The 14,942-nt window shown below is 43.4% G+C and carries 28 protein-coding genes; all 28 read left to right on the top strand.

Features of this window, described 5'->3' with window-relative positions; all coding sequences use genetic code 11:
* Nucleotides 1-10: 10 nt before the first annotated feature.
* The 28 genes from rplV (at nt 11) to ABFG93_RS10715 (ending at nt 14,935) form a co-directional block, all read left to right on the top strand.
* A complete protein-coding gene (rplV, locus tag ABFG93_RS10850) occupies nt 11-352 on the top strand; it encodes a 50S ribosomal protein L22 (RefSeq protein ID WP_048313327.1) in 342 nt (113 codons plus the stop codon).
* A 3-nt stretch (nt 353-355) separates the two neighbouring features.
* Complete coding sequence (rpsC, locus tag ABFG93_RS10845; RefSeq protein ID WP_098445978.1) at nt 356-1,015, top strand: 30S ribosomal protein S3; 660 nt, start codon at nt 356-358, stop codon at nt 1,013-1,015.
* Nucleotides 1,016-1,018: 3 nt separating this feature from the next.
* Nucleotides 1,019-1,453, top strand: a complete 435-nt coding sequence (gene rplP, locus ABFG93_RS10840) for a 50S ribosomal protein L16 (RefSeq protein ID WP_048313329.1) — start codon at nt 1,019-1,021, stop codon at nt 1,451-1,453.
* Nucleotides 1,443-1,646 (top strand): 50S ribosomal protein L29, encoded by a 204-nt coding sequence (rpmC, locus tag ABFG93_RS10835; protein WP_048313330.1) that lies wholly within the window; start codon nt 1,443-1,445, stop codon nt 1,644-1,646. Before rplP ends, rpmC begins: the two co-directional genes overlap by 11 nt.
* A 20-nt stretch (nt 1,647-1,666) precedes the next feature.
* The gene (gene rpsQ / locus ABFG93_RS10830; RefSeq protein WP_347548089.1) at nt 1,667-1,930 is read left to right on the top strand and encodes a 30S ribosomal protein S17; all 264 of its coding nucleotides are present in this window, start codon (nt 1,667-1,669) and stop codon (nt 1,928-1,930) included.
* A gap of 44 nt (nt 1,931-1,974) precedes the next feature.
* Nucleotides 1,975-2,343, top strand: coding sequence for a 50S ribosomal protein L14 (gene rplN / locus ABFG93_RS10825; protein WP_347548088.1), 369 nt, complete (start codon nt 1,975-1,977; stop codon nt 2,341-2,343).
* Between the two features lie 41 nt (nt 2,344-2,384).
* On the top strand, nt 2,385-2,696 hold the full coding sequence (rplX, locus tag ABFG93_RS10820; protein WP_347548087.1) for a 50S ribosomal protein L24: 312 nt from the start codon (nt 2,385-2,387) through the stop codon (nt 2,694-2,696).
* 25 nt (nt 2,697-2,721) lie between these two features.
* Nucleotides 2,722-3,261: a 50S ribosomal protein L5 gene (gene rplE / locus ABFG93_RS10815; protein WP_347548086.1), complete on the top strand. Its 540-nt coding sequence runs from the start codon at nt 2,722-2,724 to the stop codon at nt 3,259-3,261.
* 16 nt (nt 3,262-3,277) lie between these two features.
* Nucleotides 3,278-3,463 carry a type Z 30S ribosomal protein S14 gene (locus tag ABFG93_RS10810; protein WP_048313335.1) on the top strand — a complete coding sequence of 62 codons (186 nt, stop codon included), beginning with the start codon at nt 3,278-3,280 and terminating at the stop codon, nt 3,461-3,463.
* Nucleotides 3,464-3,492: 29 nt separating this feature from the next.
* Nucleotides 3,493-3,891, top strand: a complete 399-nt coding sequence (gene rpsH / locus ABFG93_RS10805; RefSeq protein ID WP_347548085.1) for a 30S ribosomal protein S8 — start codon at nt 3,493-3,495, stop codon at nt 3,889-3,891.
* A gap of 27 nt (nt 3,892-3,918) precedes the next feature.
* Complete coding sequence (gene rplF, locus ABFG93_RS10800) at nt 3,919-4,455, top strand: 50S ribosomal protein L6 (RefSeq protein ID WP_347548084.1); 537 nt, start codon at nt 3,919-3,921, stop codon at nt 4,453-4,455.
* Between the two features lie 31 nt (nt 4,456-4,486).
* Nucleotides 4,487-4,849: a 50S ribosomal protein L18 gene (rplR, locus tag ABFG93_RS10795; protein WP_347548083.1), complete on the top strand. Its 363-nt coding sequence runs from the start codon at nt 4,487-4,489 to the stop codon at nt 4,847-4,849.
* Nucleotides 4,850-4,867: 18 nt separating this feature from the next.
* A complete protein-coding gene (gene rpsE, locus ABFG93_RS10790; RefSeq protein ID WP_347548082.1) occupies nt 4,868-5,368 on the top strand; it encodes a 30S ribosomal protein S5 in 501 nt (166 codons plus the stop codon).
* Nucleotides 5,369-5,382: 14 nt separating this feature from the next.
* Nucleotides 5,383-5,571, top strand: a complete 189-nt coding sequence (gene rpmD / locus ABFG93_RS10785) for a 50S ribosomal protein L30 (RefSeq protein WP_347548081.1) — start codon at nt 5,383-5,385, stop codon at nt 5,569-5,571.
* Between the two features lie 29 nt (nt 5,572-5,600).
* Complete coding sequence (rplO, locus tag ABFG93_RS10780) at nt 5,601-6,041, top strand: 50S ribosomal protein L15 (protein WP_347548080.1); 441 nt, start codon at nt 5,601-5,603, stop codon at nt 6,039-6,041.
* Nucleotides 6,041-7,336, top strand: a complete 1,296-nt coding sequence (secY, locus tag ABFG93_RS10775; protein WP_347548079.1) for a preprotein translocase subunit SecY — start codon at nt 6,041-6,043, stop codon at nt 7,334-7,336. Before rplO ends, secY begins: the two co-directional genes overlap by 1 nt.
* Nucleotides 7,337-7,402: 66 nt before the next feature.
* Nucleotides 7,403-8,053, top strand: a complete 651-nt coding sequence (locus ABFG93_RS10770; RefSeq protein ID WP_347548078.1) for an adenylate kinase — start codon at nt 7,403-7,405, stop codon at nt 8,051-8,053.
* Nucleotides 8,053-8,799: a type I methionyl aminopeptidase gene (gene map / locus ABFG93_RS10765; protein WP_347548077.1), complete on the top strand. Its 747-nt coding sequence runs from the start codon at nt 8,053-8,055 to the stop codon at nt 8,797-8,799. The genes ABFG93_RS10770 and map overlap by 1 nt, the downstream gene beginning before the upstream one ends.
* Nucleotides 8,800-8,815: 16 nt before the next feature.
* A complete protein-coding gene (locus ABFG93_RS10760) occupies nt 8,816-9,136 on the top strand; it encodes a KOW domain-containing RNA-binding protein (protein ID WP_347548076.1) in 321 nt (106 codons plus the stop codon).
* Entirely contained in the window at nt 9,129-9,347 is a 219-nt protein-coding gene (gene infA / locus ABFG93_RS10755; protein WP_098445993.1) for a translation initiation factor IF-1, read from the top strand. Before ABFG93_RS10760 ends, infA begins: the two co-directional genes overlap by 8 nt.
* Before the next feature lie 35 nt (nt 9,348-9,382).
* Nucleotides 9,383-9,496, top strand: coding sequence for a 50S ribosomal protein L36 (rpmJ, locus tag ABFG93_RS10750; RefSeq protein ID WP_003720928.1), 114 nt, complete (start codon nt 9,383-9,385; stop codon nt 9,494-9,496).
* Between the two features lie 21 nt (nt 9,497-9,517).
* Entirely contained in the window at nt 9,518-9,883 is a 366-nt protein-coding gene (gene rpsM, locus ABFG93_RS10745) for a 30S ribosomal protein S13 (protein ID WP_224591405.1), read from the top strand.
* Nucleotides 9,884-9,899: 16 nt separating this feature from the next.
* Nucleotides 9,900-10,295: a 30S ribosomal protein S11 gene (rpsK, locus tag ABFG93_RS10740; protein ID WP_224591407.1), complete on the top strand. Its 396-nt coding sequence runs from the start codon at nt 9,900-9,902 to the stop codon at nt 10,293-10,295.
* 244 nt (nt 10,296-10,539) lie between these two features.
* Nucleotides 10,540-11,484 (top strand): DNA-directed RNA polymerase subunit alpha, encoded by a 945-nt coding sequence (locus ABFG93_RS10735; protein WP_347548075.1) that lies wholly within the window; start codon nt 10,540-10,542, stop codon nt 11,482-11,484.
* Nucleotides 11,485-11,534: 50 nt separating this feature from the next.
* Nucleotides 11,535-11,897 (top strand): 50S ribosomal protein L17, encoded by a 363-nt coding sequence (gene rplQ, locus ABFG93_RS10730; RefSeq protein WP_347548074.1) that lies wholly within the window; start codon nt 11,535-11,537, stop codon nt 11,895-11,897.
* Between the two features lie 559 nt (nt 11,898-12,456).
* Nucleotides 12,457-13,296 (top strand): energy-coupling factor ABC transporter ATP-binding protein, encoded by an 840-nt coding sequence (locus tag ABFG93_RS10725; RefSeq protein WP_347548073.1) that lies wholly within the window; start codon nt 12,457-12,459, stop codon nt 13,294-13,296.
* Nucleotides 13,272-14,141 (top strand): energy-coupling factor ABC transporter ATP-binding protein, encoded by an 870-nt coding sequence (locus tag ABFG93_RS10720; RefSeq protein ID WP_347548072.1) that lies wholly within the window; start codon nt 13,272-13,274, stop codon nt 14,139-14,141. The genes ABFG93_RS10725 and ABFG93_RS10720 overlap by 25 nt, the downstream gene beginning before the upstream one ends.
* Complete coding sequence (locus ABFG93_RS10715; protein WP_347552814.1) at nt 14,138-14,935, top strand: energy-coupling factor transporter transmembrane component T family protein; 798 nt, start codon at nt 14,138-14,140, stop codon at nt 14,933-14,935. The genes ABFG93_RS10720 and ABFG93_RS10715 overlap by 4 nt, the downstream gene beginning before the upstream one ends.
* The last annotated feature ends 7 nt before the right edge of the window (nt 14,936-14,942 follow it).

Below are 14,942 nucleotides of genomic sequence, written 5' to 3'. Positions count from 1 at the left end.
GGTACAACGAATGCAAGCTAAAGCTGTTGCAAAACACGTGCGTATTGCTCCTCGTAAAGCACGCTTAGTCGTAGATCTCATTCGAGGAAAGCAAGTCGGCGAAGCTATTGCGATTTTGCGCAACACAAACAAAGCTGCTTCTCCAGTAGTTGAGAAAGTGCTTAACTCTGCGATCGCTAATGCAGAGCACAATCTTGAGCTTGAACCGAACAATCTTACGGTTTCTCAAGTGTTTGTGGACGAAGGAGTAACAATGAAACGTTTCCGCCCACGTGCTATGGGTAGAGCTAGCCGCATCAACAAGCGTACTAGCCATATCACAGTCGTGGTATCAGAAAAGAAGGAGGGATAACGAGTGGGTCAGAAAATTAATCCGGTAGGACTTCGAATTGGCGTCATCCGTGATTGGGAGTCTAAATGGTACGCAGACAAAGATTACGCTAACCTTTTACACGAAGATATCAAAATTCGTGAATATATTGAAAAACGTTTGAAGGATGCATCTGTTTCAGCTGTTGAAATCGAACGTGCAGCAAACCGAGTAAATGTTACAGTGAAAACTGCTAAGCCTGGTATGGTAATCGGTAAAGGTGGTTCTGAAGTTGAGTCTCTTCGTAAGTCTCTCGCGGAACTAACAGGCAAAAAAGTACATGTGAACATTTTTGAAATTAAGCAAGCTGACATCGACGCAACTCTAGTTGCTGATAACATCGCTCGTCAACTTGAAAATCGCGTTTCATTCCGTCGCGCTATGAAGCAAACTATCCAGCGTGCGATGAGATCTGGCGCTAAAGGAATTAAAACACAGGTATCTGGCCGTCTAAACGGTGCTGATATCGCTCGTTCTGAATCATACAGTGAAGGTACTGTACCTCTTCATACACTTCGTGCTGACATCGATTATGGTACTGCAGAAGCAGATACTACTTACGGTAAGCTTGGTGTGAAGATCTGGATCTATCGTGGTGAAGTCCTTCCAACGAAAGGAACGCAAAAAGAGGAAGGGGGAAAATAAATCATGTTGTTACCTAAACGTGTTAAATACCGCAGAGAACATCGCGGAAAAATGCGCGGACGTGCTAAAGGTGGCACTGAAGTAGCATTCGGCGAATACGGTCTACAAGCTCTTGAAGCTAGCTGGATCACAAACCGTCAAATCGAAGCGGCTCGTATCGCTATGACTCGTTACATGAAACGTGGCGGTAAAGTCTGGATTAAAATTTTCCCATCAAAACCTTACACTGCTAAACCACTTGAAGTACGAATGGGTTCCGGTAAAGGTGCTCCTGAAGGTTGGGTAGCTGTAGTAAAGCCAGGGAAAATCTGTTTTGAAATCGCAGGTGTATCTGAAGAAGTAGCGCGCGAAGCACTTCGCCTTGCTTCTCACAAATTGCCTATTAAAACTAAGTTCGTAAAACGCGAAGAAGTGGGTGGTGACACAAATGAAAGCTGAGGAAATTCGTAACTTGACCACTGCCGAAATCGAGCAGAAAGCGAAATCGTTTAAAGAAGAACTTTTCAATCTTCGCTTTCAACTTGCTACAGGTCAACTGGAAAACCCAGCCCGCATTCGTGAAGTCCGTAAATCAATCGCTCGCGCAAACACAGTTTTGCGTGAAAGAGAGTTAGGAATCACAAACGGTTAATATGAGGGGAGGTTTGCGAAATGAGCGAACGCAATAATCGCAAAGTATACACTGGGCGTGTAGTCTCTGACAAAATGGATAAGACAATTACTGTTATGGTTGAGACATACAAAATGCACCCGTTATACGGTAAACGCGTTAAGTATTCTAAGAAGCTTAAAGCACATGACGAAAACAACACTGCAAAAATCAACGATGTGGTACGTATCATGGAAACTCGTCCAGTTTCTAAAGATAAACGTTTCCGCCTTGTAGAAGTGATTGAAGAAGCAGTTATTATCTAAATGAACTCGGATCATTATTAATGTCCGAAGGGAGGTCTTTCTAGATGATTCAACAGGAATCTCGTTTGAAATCAGCTGACAACTCTGGTGCACGTGAATTGCTATGTATCAAAGTTCTTGGTGGCTCTGGTCGCAAAACTGCTAATGTCGGTGACGTAATTGTTTGTTCGGTGAAACAGGCAACACCTGGAGGCGTTGTTAAGAAGGGTGAAGTCGTAAGAGCCGTTATTGTACGCAGTAAAAGTGGCGTTCGTCGTCAAGATGGTTCATACATCAAGTTTGACGAAAACGCAGCGGTTGTTATCCGTGATGACAAAGGGCCGCGTGGAACACGTATTTTCGGACCGGTAGCTCGTGAACTTCGCGACAACCAGTTTATGAAAATCGTATCTCTTGCTCCAGAAGTTCTTTAATCATTTGAAAATAGATGCCTTGTAAGGAGGTGCGCGACCTTATGCACGTAAAAAAGGGAGATAAAGTAAAAGTTATTTCTGGTAAGGATAAAGGTAAACAAGGTGTGATCCTTGAAGCTTACCCGAAAAAAGATAGAGTTATCGTTGAAGGTGTCAACCTTGTTAAGAAACACTCGAAACCATCACAGGTAAATCCTCAAGGTGGAATCCTCGAGCAGGAAGCAGCGATCCACGTTTCTAACGTAATGGCGCTAGATCCGAAGTCTGGTGAACCTACTCGCGTTGGATACAAAGTAGACAACGGTAAGAAAGTTCGAATCTCAAAAAAATCCGGTGAAGTACTCGATAAGTAGTTCGTAGCGAAAGGAGGTCAATCCGATGAATCGTTTCCAAGAAAAGTATCAAAATGAAACAAAACCAGTCCTAATGGAAAAATTTAATTATTCTTCTGTTATGGAAGTTCCAAAGCTAGATAAGATTGTAATCAACATGGGTGTCGGCGACGCTGTCCAGAACCCTAAAGCTCTTGATACAGCTGTTGAGGAGCTTGAGTTGATCTCAGGTCAAAAACCACTGATCACTCGTGCTAAAAAGTCTATCGCTGGCTTTAAGCTTCGTGAAGACATGCCAATCGGTGCAAAAGTTACATTACGCGGAACTCGCATGTATGAATTCATAGACAAACTGATTTCTGTATCACTACCACGTGTACGTGACTTCAGAGGTATTTCTAAGAAATCATTCGACGGTCGTGGTAACTACACACTTGGTATTAAAGAACAGTTGATTTTCCCTGAAATTGATTACGATAAAGTTAATAAAGTACGCGGAATGGACATCGTTATCGTAACGACAGCTAATACGGACGAAGAGAGCCGTGAAATGTTGACACATCTAGGTATGCCATTTCAAAAGTAAGTAAGGAGGGAAAATTGTGGCGAAAAAATCAATGATCGCGAAACAAAAGCGTCAAGCTAAGTTTAAAGTTCAGGAATACACTCGTTGTGAGCGTTGCGGACGTCCTCACTCTGTTATTCGTAAATTTAAACTATGCCGTATTTGTTTCCGGGAACTTGCACACAAAGGTCAAATCCCAGGCGTTAAAAAGGCTAGCTGGTAAACCCGAAATAGGGAAGGAGGTAATTACTAATGGTCATGACTGATCCAATTGCAGATATGCTTACAAGAATTCGTAATGCGAACACAGTTCGTCACGAAAAACTAGAGTTACCTGCATCTAATTCGAAGAGAAATATCGCTGAAATCCTCAAACGTGAAGGTTTCGTACGTGATGTTGAAATCATCGAAGACAGCAAACAAGGAATCATCCGTATCTTCTTGAAATACGGTTCAAATAACGAGCGCGTTATTACTGGATTGAAGAGAATCAGTAAACCTGGTCTTCGCGTATATGCTAAAGCAGACGAAGTACCACGTGTACTTGGCGGTTTAGGAATCGCTCTTGTTTCTACTTCTAAAGGAATTATGACGGACAAAGAAGCTCGTCAACAGCAAGTAGGCGGCGAAGTACTCGCGTACGTTTGGTAATTCTTAAAGCAGAATGGAGGTGTAATTATGTCACGTGTCGGACTTAAACCGGTTGAAATCCCAAGTGGTGTAACAATCGATATCAAAGGAGACGTTGTAACGGTTAAAGGACCTAAAGGGGAACTTTCTCGTACATTCAATCCAGATATTAAAGTAAACATTGATGAGAACGTGCTAACAGTAGCTCGTCCATCAGATCATAAAGAGCACCGTGCTCTTCACGGAACGACTCGCAGCCTGATCGCTAACATGGTTGAAGGTGTGACTAAAGGCTTTGAAAAAGGTCTTGAAATCATCGGGGTTGGTTATCGTGCTAGTAAATCCGGTCAAAAGCTTGTGCTTAACGTAGGATACTCTCACCCAGTTGAGATGGTACCTGAGGAAGGCATTGAAATCGAAGTTCCTTCAAACACAAAAGTGCTTGTAAAAGGAATTGATAAAGAACGCGTTGGAGCTGTTGCAGCAAACATCCGCGCTGTCCGTACTCCAGAACCTTACAAAGGTAAAGGAATTCGTTATGAGAACGAATATGTACGTCGTAAAGAAGGTAAAACAGGTAAATAGGTAAAAACCTAGCGGAAAGGAGTGGCGTTTAATGATCACTAAAGCCGATAAAAACAAAGCGCGTCAAAAAAGACACGCTCGCGTTCGCCGCAGCGTTTCCGGCACAACTGAACGTCCGCGTCTAAACGTATTCCGTTCTAATAAGAACATCTATGCACAGCTTATCGATGACATCAAAGGTGTTACAATCGTTGCAGCTTCTAGCATGGAACAAGGAATTGACGTTGAGAACGGCGGTAACACAGAAGCAGCCGTTAAAATCGGTGAAACAATCGCAAAGCGTGCAGTTGAAGCAGGATATTCAGAAGTGGTTTTCGACCGCGGAGGATACCTTTATCACGGACGTGTAAAAGCTCTTGCAGACGCAGCGCGTGAAGCAGGACTGAAATTTTAATAAAAAGGAGGTTGACCCATGCGTAGCATTGATGCTAACAAACTAGAACTTGAAGAACGCGTAGTTACCGTTAACCGCGTAGCGAAAGTTGTAAAAGGTGGACGTCGTTTCCGCTTTGCAGCAATCGTAGTTGTCGGAGATAAAAACGGTCACGTTGGATTCGGAACTGGTAAAGCGCAGGAAGTTCCTGAAGCAATTCGCAAAGCTATTGAAGACGCGAAAAAGAACTTGATCACTGTTCCTATCGTTGGAACTACAATCCCTCACCAAATCACAGGTCATTTCGGAGCTGGTAACGTACTATTGAAACCTGCTTCTGAAGGTACAGGAGTAATTGCTGGTGGACCTGTTCGTGCGGTACTAGAACTTGCTGGTGTAGGCGATATTCTATCTAAGTCTCTTGGATCTAACAATCCGATTAACATGGTGCGTGCAACTCTTAACGGGCTTGAAAACCTTAAGCGTGCGGAAGACGTTGCTAAGCTTCGTGGAAAATCTGTAGAAGAGCTACTAGGTTAAGGGAGGGAAAATAGATGGCTAAGAAATTAGAAATCACCCTCTCACGTAGTGTGATTGGTCGCCCTCAGGACCAACGCGTGACGGTAAAAACTCTTGGACTAAACAAGATGCATCACACGGTTGTTCATAACGACAATCCTGCGATTCGCGGTATGATCAACAAGGTATCTCACCTTGTAACTGTTAACGAAATTGATGCGTAAAAAATCTATACATTGAGGAGGTGCCCACTATGAAACTACACGAACTAAAACCATCTGAAGGTTCTCGTAAAGAACGTAACAGACTTGGTCGCGGTATCGCTACTGGTAACGGTAAGACTTCTGGCCGTGGTCAAAAAGGTCAAAAGTCTCGTTCAGGCGGCGGCGTACGCGTCGGTTTCGAAGGAGGACAGCTTCCAATCTTTAAACGTGTACCGAAGCGTGGATTTACAAACATGAACCGTAAAGAGTTCGCGATTGTTAATCTTGATTCGTTAAACCGTTTCGAAGATGGAACTGAAGTTTCTCCAGAACTTCTATTAGAAACTGGCGTAGTTAGCAAAGAAAAAGCTGGAATTAAGATTCTAGGTAGTGGTAAGCTTGAGAAAAAGCTTACCGTGAAAGCCCATAAGTTCTCTGCTTCTGCAAAAGAGGCTATTGAAGCGGCAGGCGGAAATACTGAGGTGATCTAATGTTCCAAGCAATCTCCAACATTATGCGCGTAGGTGATATTAGAAACAAAGTTATTTTCACTCTACTTATGCTTGTCGTGTTCCGTATCGGAACATTCATACCGGTTCCTGGTGTGAACAGAGATGTACTACAATTTCAAGATCAAATGAGTCTCTTCGGAGTACTCAACACCTTTGGCGGTGGAGCGTTGCAAAACTTCTCCATCTTTGCCATGGGAATTATGCCTTACATCACTGCTTCAATTATTGTACAGCTACTGCAAATGGATGTTGTCCCTAAGTTTACCGAATGGTCTAAACAGGGAGAAGCCGGACGCAAAAAGCTAACGCAGGTTACTCGTTATGGAACGATCGGACTTGGTCTTATCCAGGGAATCGGTCTTTCAATCGGGTTCAACAATATTGTTGGAGGACAGTTGATAAGCAATCCGGGCGTATTAACGTATCTTAATATTTCTCTTGTTTTAACAGCCGGAACGGCTTTTTTGATGTGGTTAGGCGAACAGATCACAGCTAAAGGCGTAGGAAATGGAATTTCAATCATCATCTTTGCAGGAATTGTAGCTGCAATTCCACCAGGGCTTAATCAGCTCTATGCTCAGATGTTTGAGGGCGCTCAAGATGAGTTGTTCATCAATATCGTTACACTTGTGATTATTGCTTTAGCAGCACTTGCAATTGTTGTAGCTGTTATCTTTGTTCAACAGGGTCTTCGTAAAATTCCAATTCAGTATGCCAAGCGAACTGTAAACCGCAGACAGGTAGGTGGACAATCCACTCATTTACCAATTAAAGTCAATGCAGCAGGTGTTATTCCAGTTATCTTTGCGATATCACTGATCATTACTCCACCAACGATTGCCAGGTTGTTCGGAGATAATTCGGTAACGGAATGGATCGTCAGAGTGTTTGACTATACACAACCTATTGGTATGGTCGTGTATGCGTTACTCATCATCGGATTTACGTACTTCTATACGTTTGTCCAGGTTAATCCGGAAAAGATGGCTGAGAATCTTAAGAAGCAAGGTGGATACATTCCTGGTATTCGTCCTGGTAATGCGACGGAAACGTACATTACTCGCATTCTCTACCGTTTAACATTTGTAGGGGCACTTTTCCTTGCTGTTATTTCGGTTATTCCGGTATTTTTCACAACCGTAGCAGGACTGCCGCAATCGCTGCAAATCGGCGGAACAAGCTTGCTGATCGTTGTTGGGGTAGCGCTTGATACGATGAAGCAAATCGAAAGTCAATTAATTAAACGTCATTATAAAGGCTTTATTAAATCCTGAGGATAAACTGGGAAGAACTTTCTTCCCCTCCTTCATCCTCGATGGGGTGACGTGTGGAGGGATTAGATGAATCTAGTATTAATGGGGCTTCCGGGTGTCGGAAAAGGAACCCAAGCAGAAAAGATTGTCGAAAAGTATGGCATCCCTCATATCTCTACTGGAGATATGTTCCGAGCAGCGATTAAAGAAGGAACGCCTCTTGGTATAAAAGCGAAAGAGTTTATGGATTCTGGGAACCTCGTACCTGACGAAGTAACAATTGGTATAGTACGAGAGCGTTTAGGAAAAGATGATTGCGAAAAAGGTTTTCTCCTTGACGGTTTTCCACGCACAGTTGCACAGGCTGATGCACTTGAAGAGATCTTATCCGATATGGATAAAAAACTTGATTATGTAATTAACATTGCAGTCGAGGAAGATCAACTCATGCAACGCTTAACTGGACGCCGTGTTTGCCGTAATTGCGGAGCTACCTATCACGCAGTTTTCAATCCTCCTAATGAAGAAGGAATCTGTGATAAGTGCGGTGGGGAACTTTATCAACGTGAAGATGATAAAGAAGAAACTGTACGTACCCGCCTAGAAGTCAACAAGCAACAGCAGCAGCCATTGTTGACCTTTTATGAAGGCAAAGGCTATCTTACAACGATTGATGGCAATAGAGACATCAATGAGGTGTTTGAAGATGTAGATCAACTCCTCAAAGGGTTGTCGTAATGATTATTTGCAAGACTCCTCGCGAACTTGTTATCATGCGAGAGGCAGGCAAAATTGTCGCACTAACACATCAAGAACTACAAAAGCACATTAAGCCTGGAGTTACGACAAAAGAGCTGGATACGATTGCCGATCGGTTTATTCGTCAGCTTGGTGCAATTCCTTCCTTTAAGGGTTACAATGGATTTACTGGAAGTATCTGCGCTTCTGTAAATGAAGAGCTTGTACATGGTATTCCAGGAGATCGCGTGTTGGCGGAGGGAGATATTATTAGCATCGATATTGGTGCTAAATATAACGGTTATCATGGCGATTCAGCCTGGACCTATCCTGTTGGCACTATCTCAGAAAAAGACGAACGGTTGTTAAAAGTTACCGAGGAATCGTTATATAAAGGATTGGATGAAGCAAAGGCTGGAAAACGCCTTTCAGATATATCTCATGCTATCCAAGCATATGCCGAAGCTGAAGGTTTTTCGATTGTACGAGAATATGTAGGTCATGGTGTAGGTCAGGACCTTCATGAAGATCCACAAATTCCCCATTACGGTCCTCCAGGAAAAGGGCCGAGGCTTAAGCAGGGGATGGTCCTTGCGGTTGAGCCGATGGTGAATATGGGCTCTCGCTATGTTCGAACGCTTTCGGATAACTGGACTGTAGTAACAACTGACGGCAAGAACTGCGCTCACTTCGAGCACACGATTGCTGTTACGGAAGAAGGATATGACATTCTAACAAAGGCCTAAGTGAAGGTGATGGTTCGTGAAAGAGTCAGATACCGTCCCGGAGATCGGACAGATCGTTCGGAATAGACGGGGAAGAGACGCTGAACAATATAGCGTGATTGTAGGGATTGTTGATGAACGTTATGTTTTCTTAGCGGACGGTGATAAACGAAAGTTTGATCGTCCAAAGCGGAAGAACCTCGCACACCTTGAGCTGATAGAATATATATCCCCTGAGGTAAAGCGAAGTCTTGAGGAAACCGGCCGTGTCACTAATGGCAAGCTGCGTTTCGCGATCTCAAAGTATATGAATGAACACGTCATTGATTTAAAGGAGGGAGAGCAAGTAGATGGCTAAAGAAGAAGTTATTGAAATGGAAGGCACGGTTATCGAACCTCTACCGAATGCAATGTTTCGAGTAGAACTCGAAAACGGTCATAAGATCCTTGCTCACGTATCCGGAAAGATACGTATGCATTACATTCGTATTTTACCAGGTGACAAAGTAACTGTTGAGCTTTCTCCATATGACTTATCACGTGGTCGAATCACGTATCGATATAAATAAGCAATTAATCTCCGTATATAGGGAGGGTTAAAATAATGAAAGTAAGACCGTCAGTAAAACCAATGTGTGAAAAATGTAAAGTTATTCGCCGTAAAGGTAAAGTAATGGTTATCTGTGAAAATCCAAAACACAAGCAAAAACAGGGATAATATATAAGGAGGTGCAACGTAATGGCACGTATTGCTGGTATTGATGTTCCACGCGAAAAACGCATCGTGATCGCGTTAACTTACGTTTATGGAATCGGTAAAACAACTGCGAAGCAAGTTTTAGTTGACGCTGGTGTTTCTGAAGACACTCGCGTGCGCGACTTGACTGAAGAAGAACTAGGAAAAATCCGTGAAGCGGTAGACAAAATTAAAGTTGAGGGTGACCTTCGTCGTGAGATCTCACTTAACATTAAGCGTCTAATCGAAATCGGTTCTTATCGTGGTATCCGCCACCGTCGTGGTCTTCCTGTCCGAGGTCAACATACGAAGAACAACTCTCGTACTCGTAAAGGCCCTCGCCGTACAGTAGCTAACAAGAAGAAGTAAGGGAGGTAATTAACAAATGGCTAAACAACGTAAAGCAAATACACGTAAAAAGCGCGTGAAAAAGAATGTTGAGAGTGGAATAGCTCATATCCGTTCTACTTTTAATAACACAATCATCACGATTACTGACACTCACGGAAATGCGATTTCTTGGGCAACTTCCGGAAACATGGGCTTTAAAGGTTCTCGTAAGTCAACTCCATTCGCTGCTCAAATGGCTGCTGAAACTGCAGGTAAAACTGCACAGGAGCATGGCATGAAAACTGTAGAAGTTTCTGTTAAAGGCCCTGGAGCTGGTCGTGAAGCTGCTATTCGTGCACTTCAAGCTGTAGGTCTAGAGGTTACTGCGATCCGTGACGTAACTCCAGTACCTCATAACGGCTGCCGTCCGCCAAAACGTCGTAGAGTCTAAGGTATTAGAGAGTTCAAAAACGTAGATATTCCCTTCGGGTGAATGGCAGGTTTTGAACAATCTCTTATGGAAAGATTCAATCTATCGGTATACAATTGATGAACATGTCAATAATGATAATGTATAAATTGTTGACGGTTGACGAATCATAATTAGGTTGTTGGTATTTGAACCACCTAAAGGGATTATTCGGTTAGACATGACGTCTAACCGAAGTTCGACGTTTTGAAGGAGGGTTTGTTGGATGATCGAAATCGAAAAGCCAAAAATTGAAGCGGTAGCTATCAACGAGGATGCTAAATACGGAAAGTTTGTTGTAGAACCATTAGAGCGTGGTTATGGAACTACCCTGGGAAATTCCCTGCGTCGTATCCTGTTATCTTCACTACCTGGAGCTGCTGTGACATCCGTACAAATTGAAGGAGTTCTCCATGAGTTCTCCACAATTGAGGGCGTACATGAAGATGTAACTACTATTATTCTCAATCTTAAGAAGCTAGCTATGAAAGTTTACTCTGAAGAAGAGAAGACATTAGTAGTTGATGTGCAGGGGCCAGGAACAGTAACAGCTGGAGATATTACTCATGACAGCGACGTGGAGATCTTAAACCCTGACCTTCATATTGCTACCCTTTCTGCAAGTGCTCGTTTCCAGATGCGAATTACTGCAATTCGTGGCAGAGGCTATGTACAAGCAGAAGGAAACAAGAATGATGAACAGCCAATTGGTGTTATTCCAGTTGACTCGATCTTCACGCCTGTTTCTCGTGTTAACTACCAGGTTGAAAACACTCGTGTTGGCCAGGTAACAAATTATGATAAACTAACCCTCGACGTTTGGACAGATGGAAGCATTCGTCCTGAAGAAGCAGTTTCGCTAGGAGCAAAGATTTTAAATGAACATTTAAATATTTTTGTCGGCTTAACAGATCAGGCTCAAAATGCTGAAATCATGGTCGAAAAAGAAGAGGATCAGAAAGAGAAAGTGCTCGAGATGACTATCGAAGAGCTCGATCTCTCAGTTCGATCATATAATTGCCTTAAGCGTGCTGGCATTAATACAGTTCAAGAACTGACTCATAAGTCTGAAGAAGACATGATGAAAGTTCGTAACCTTGGACGTAAGTCACTTGAAGAAGTACAGGAAAAACTTGAAGAGCTTGGCCTGGGACTTCGTAACGAAGAATAGATATTTACTAGTTGTTGCTTTATATACAACAACAAAGGAGGGAATACTTCATGGCATACCAAAAGTTAGGTCGTACTAGTGATACGCGTAAAGCGCTATTCCGTGACCTTGTTACAGATTTGATCATCAATGAACGTATTGAAACGACTGAATCGAAGGCAAAGGAACTTCGTCCATTCATCGACAAAATGATTACGCTTGGTAAACGCGGAGATCTTCACGCACGTCGTCAAGCAGCTTCTTTCATCCGTAATGAAGTGGCGGATCAAGAAAGCGGTCAAGATGCAGTTCAGAAACTATTCAGTGATATCGCTCCTCGTTATGCTGAGCGTCAAGGCGGTTACTCTCGTATCCGTAAACTTGGACCTCGCCGCGGTGACGGTGCTGAAATGGTGATCATCGAGCTAGTATAAGACGCACTTGATTAAAAGGGCGGGACAGGATCTCGACATTGGATACTGATTCTATGCCCTTTTTTCGTGCGTTTTTTTGTTAAAAGAAGCGCATAATCTCAAGTGGTAGCATCCTGCTTGCCATTACTGAAAGCCTGGCAGATGCCAGGCTTTTTTTACGATGAAAATTGTTGGTATTTGGTTTGTAGGGGGGAAGCGGCGCTTCGGCTTTTGTGATCTAGCTACAGTGTCCAGCCCCTCGAGTCACTTCGCTATACAACCCGAACACAAAAACCGTGTTCGATTTGTAAGGCTCCAGCGCCTGACGGGTCTAACGGGCCACTTTCGCTTTTCGATCTAGCTGCAGTGTCCAGCCCCTCGAGTCACTTCGTCATACAACCCGAACACAAAAATCGTGTTCGATTTGTAAGGCTCCAGTGCCTGACGGGTCTAACAGGACACTTCCGCTTTTCTTTTATACTGTTAGGAAAAAGGGGCGGCGGGGCCGCCGTTTTTTCGCACCAGTATAGTGTGATAGTTTGACTAGGGCTTGAATTTAGCAGAGTCAGGAGGAATGAGTATGAAAGAACTGATCTCCGTTCAGAATGTGTCATTTCGGTATCAGGAAGAGCATCCTTATGTATTAAAAGATGTATCGCTATCTGTTCAAAAAGGTGAATGGCTTGCAATTGTTGGGCATAATGGTTCTGGTAAGTCGACACTTGCGAGACTTTTAAATGGATTGCTTCTTCCTGAAAAGGGTGATGTTCTTGTAGAGGAGTATAACAGCAGAGACGAGGAAAGCATCTGGGAAATTAGAAGAAGTGTGGGAATTGTTTTTCAGAATCCTGACAACCAGTTTGTGGGTACCTCAGTTCGAGATGATGTTGCATTTGGGCTTGAAAACAATGGGATGCCCCGTGAGAAGATGCTAGAGCGCATCAGTGAGAGCGTTCAGAAGGTAAGGATGGAAGATTACCTTGATCAGGAGCCGCATCGCTTATCTGGTGGACAGAAGCAGCGTGTGGCGATTGCAGGTATTATTGCCCTTCGTCCTTCGATCGTGATTCTTGATGAAGCAACTTCGATGCTTGACCCGGCAGGGCGTAAAGAAGTGCTCCAAACCATGCGTGAACTGAAAGAAGAGGAAGGGATGACTGTGATCTCGATTACCCATGATCTTGAAGAAGCTGCTCGAGCTGATCGCATAGTCGTAATGAATGCCGGTGAAGTGATTGACGAAGGTCTTCCGGTTAACGTCTTCCAAAAGGGTGACATGCTTGAGGAAATAGGTCTGGATCTTCCTTTTCCCCTGCAGGTGCAGCGAGCTCTTAAGGAGAAAGGATACGATTTCTCTAAGCTGACATTATCACAGGAGGATCTGGTGAACGAGCTATGGACATTACAATTAAAGAGTTAGAGCATCACTACAATATTGGAACGCCGTTCGAACGAAAAGCGATCACGAATATTAATTTATCGATCGCTTCAGGGACATTTCAATCGATTATCGGTCATACCGGTTCGGGTAAATCAACTTTAATTCAACATTTAAATGGTTTGTTAAAGCCTACAGCTGGAAGTATTCAAATTGGTGATTTTCTCATACGAGCTGGAGAAAAGGAAAAACGATTAAAGGCTTTACGAAAGCACGTAGGGATTGTTTTTCAGTATCCTGAACATCAGTTGTTTGAAGAGACGATCGAAAAGGATATCATCTTTGGACCTTTGAACTTTGGAGTACCAGAGGAAGAAGCAAAACAGCGTGCTGCACGGCTGATCAAACAAGTTGGCCTTGATGAAACATTTCTACAGCGGTCGCCTTTTGACTTGAGTGGAGGGCAAATGAGGCGTGTCGCCATTGCGGGAGTTCTTGCGATGAAGCCGTCAATTCTCATTCTGGATGAACCCACTGCAGGTCTTGATCCACGGGGACGGCGAGAGATTATGGGTCTATTTTATCGCTTGCATCAAGAAGAAGGATTGACGACCATTCTCGTGACCCACAGTATGGAGGATGCAGCGCGGTATTCTGATCATATCGTCATAATGGAACAGGGACAACTTGCCCTGCAGGGTCAACCTGAATACATTTTTGCTGATTCAGATGCGCTGAAGGACTTGAGTCTCGATGTGCCTGAAACTGTGCGATTTATCCATTTACTCGAAGAGCGATTTCATAAGAAGCTGCCGCAAAGTGTGTTTACACTTGGTGGAGCTGTTGAAGCAGCTCTTGCTGTTTTGCAAAAGGAGGGTCATTCCTGATGCAGAATATTATTATTGGTCAATATGTCCCAGGGCAGTCATTTATTCATAATCTTGATCCAAGAGCAAAGCTCTTGACTGCGTTCCTCTTCGTGATCGTTGTCTTTCTAGCAAATAATTGGATCACATATGCACTTCTTGGTGGATTTACGTTACTGGCGATTCTTATATCCAGGCTTCCGCTTCGTTATATTTACAATGGATTAAAGCCGATAATTCTCGTCATTATTCTCACCTTTCTTCTCCATGTCTTCTTAACGAAAGAAGGAACGCTGCTATTTGATTGGGGCTTTCTTGAGGTTTATGAAGGCGGAGTAACGCAGGGGATCTTCATTTCACTCAGACTGTTATTTTTAATCATGATTACGTCGTTACTGACGCTCACTACTACACCGATCGATATTACAGTAGGGATTGAAACGTTACTTGGGCCGATGAAGAAAGTGGGTTTACCTGTTCACGAATTCGCATTGATGATGTCAATTGCTCTGCGATTCATTCCAACGCTTTTAGAAGAAACTGAAAAAATAATGAAGGCACAGTCTGCAAGAGGGGCACAGTTCTCCAGTGGTCCAATTAAAGAACGTTTGAAGAGTATCGTCCCACTCTTAGTCCCCCTATTTGTCAGTGCTTTTAAACGAGCAGAGGATCTTGCCATGGCAATGGAGGCGAGAGGGTACAGGGGTGGCGAAGGCAGAACGAGTATTCGATTACTCAAGTGGTCTGGAAAAGATACCTTATTATTCATTGTCTTGCTCATTCTATGTGTCGGCTTGCTGCTGCTTAGAAGTTAAGGGAGGG

The sequence above is a fragment of the Pseudalkalibacillus hwajinpoensis genome (assembly GCF_039851965.1).
Classification (GTDB): domain Bacteria; phylum Bacillota; class Bacilli; order Bacillales; family Guptibacillaceae; genus Guptibacillus; species Guptibacillus hwajinpoensis_E.
The sequence above is the reverse complement of the archived record's forward strand: the minus strand, read 5'-3'. Positions and strand labels throughout refer to the sequence as shown.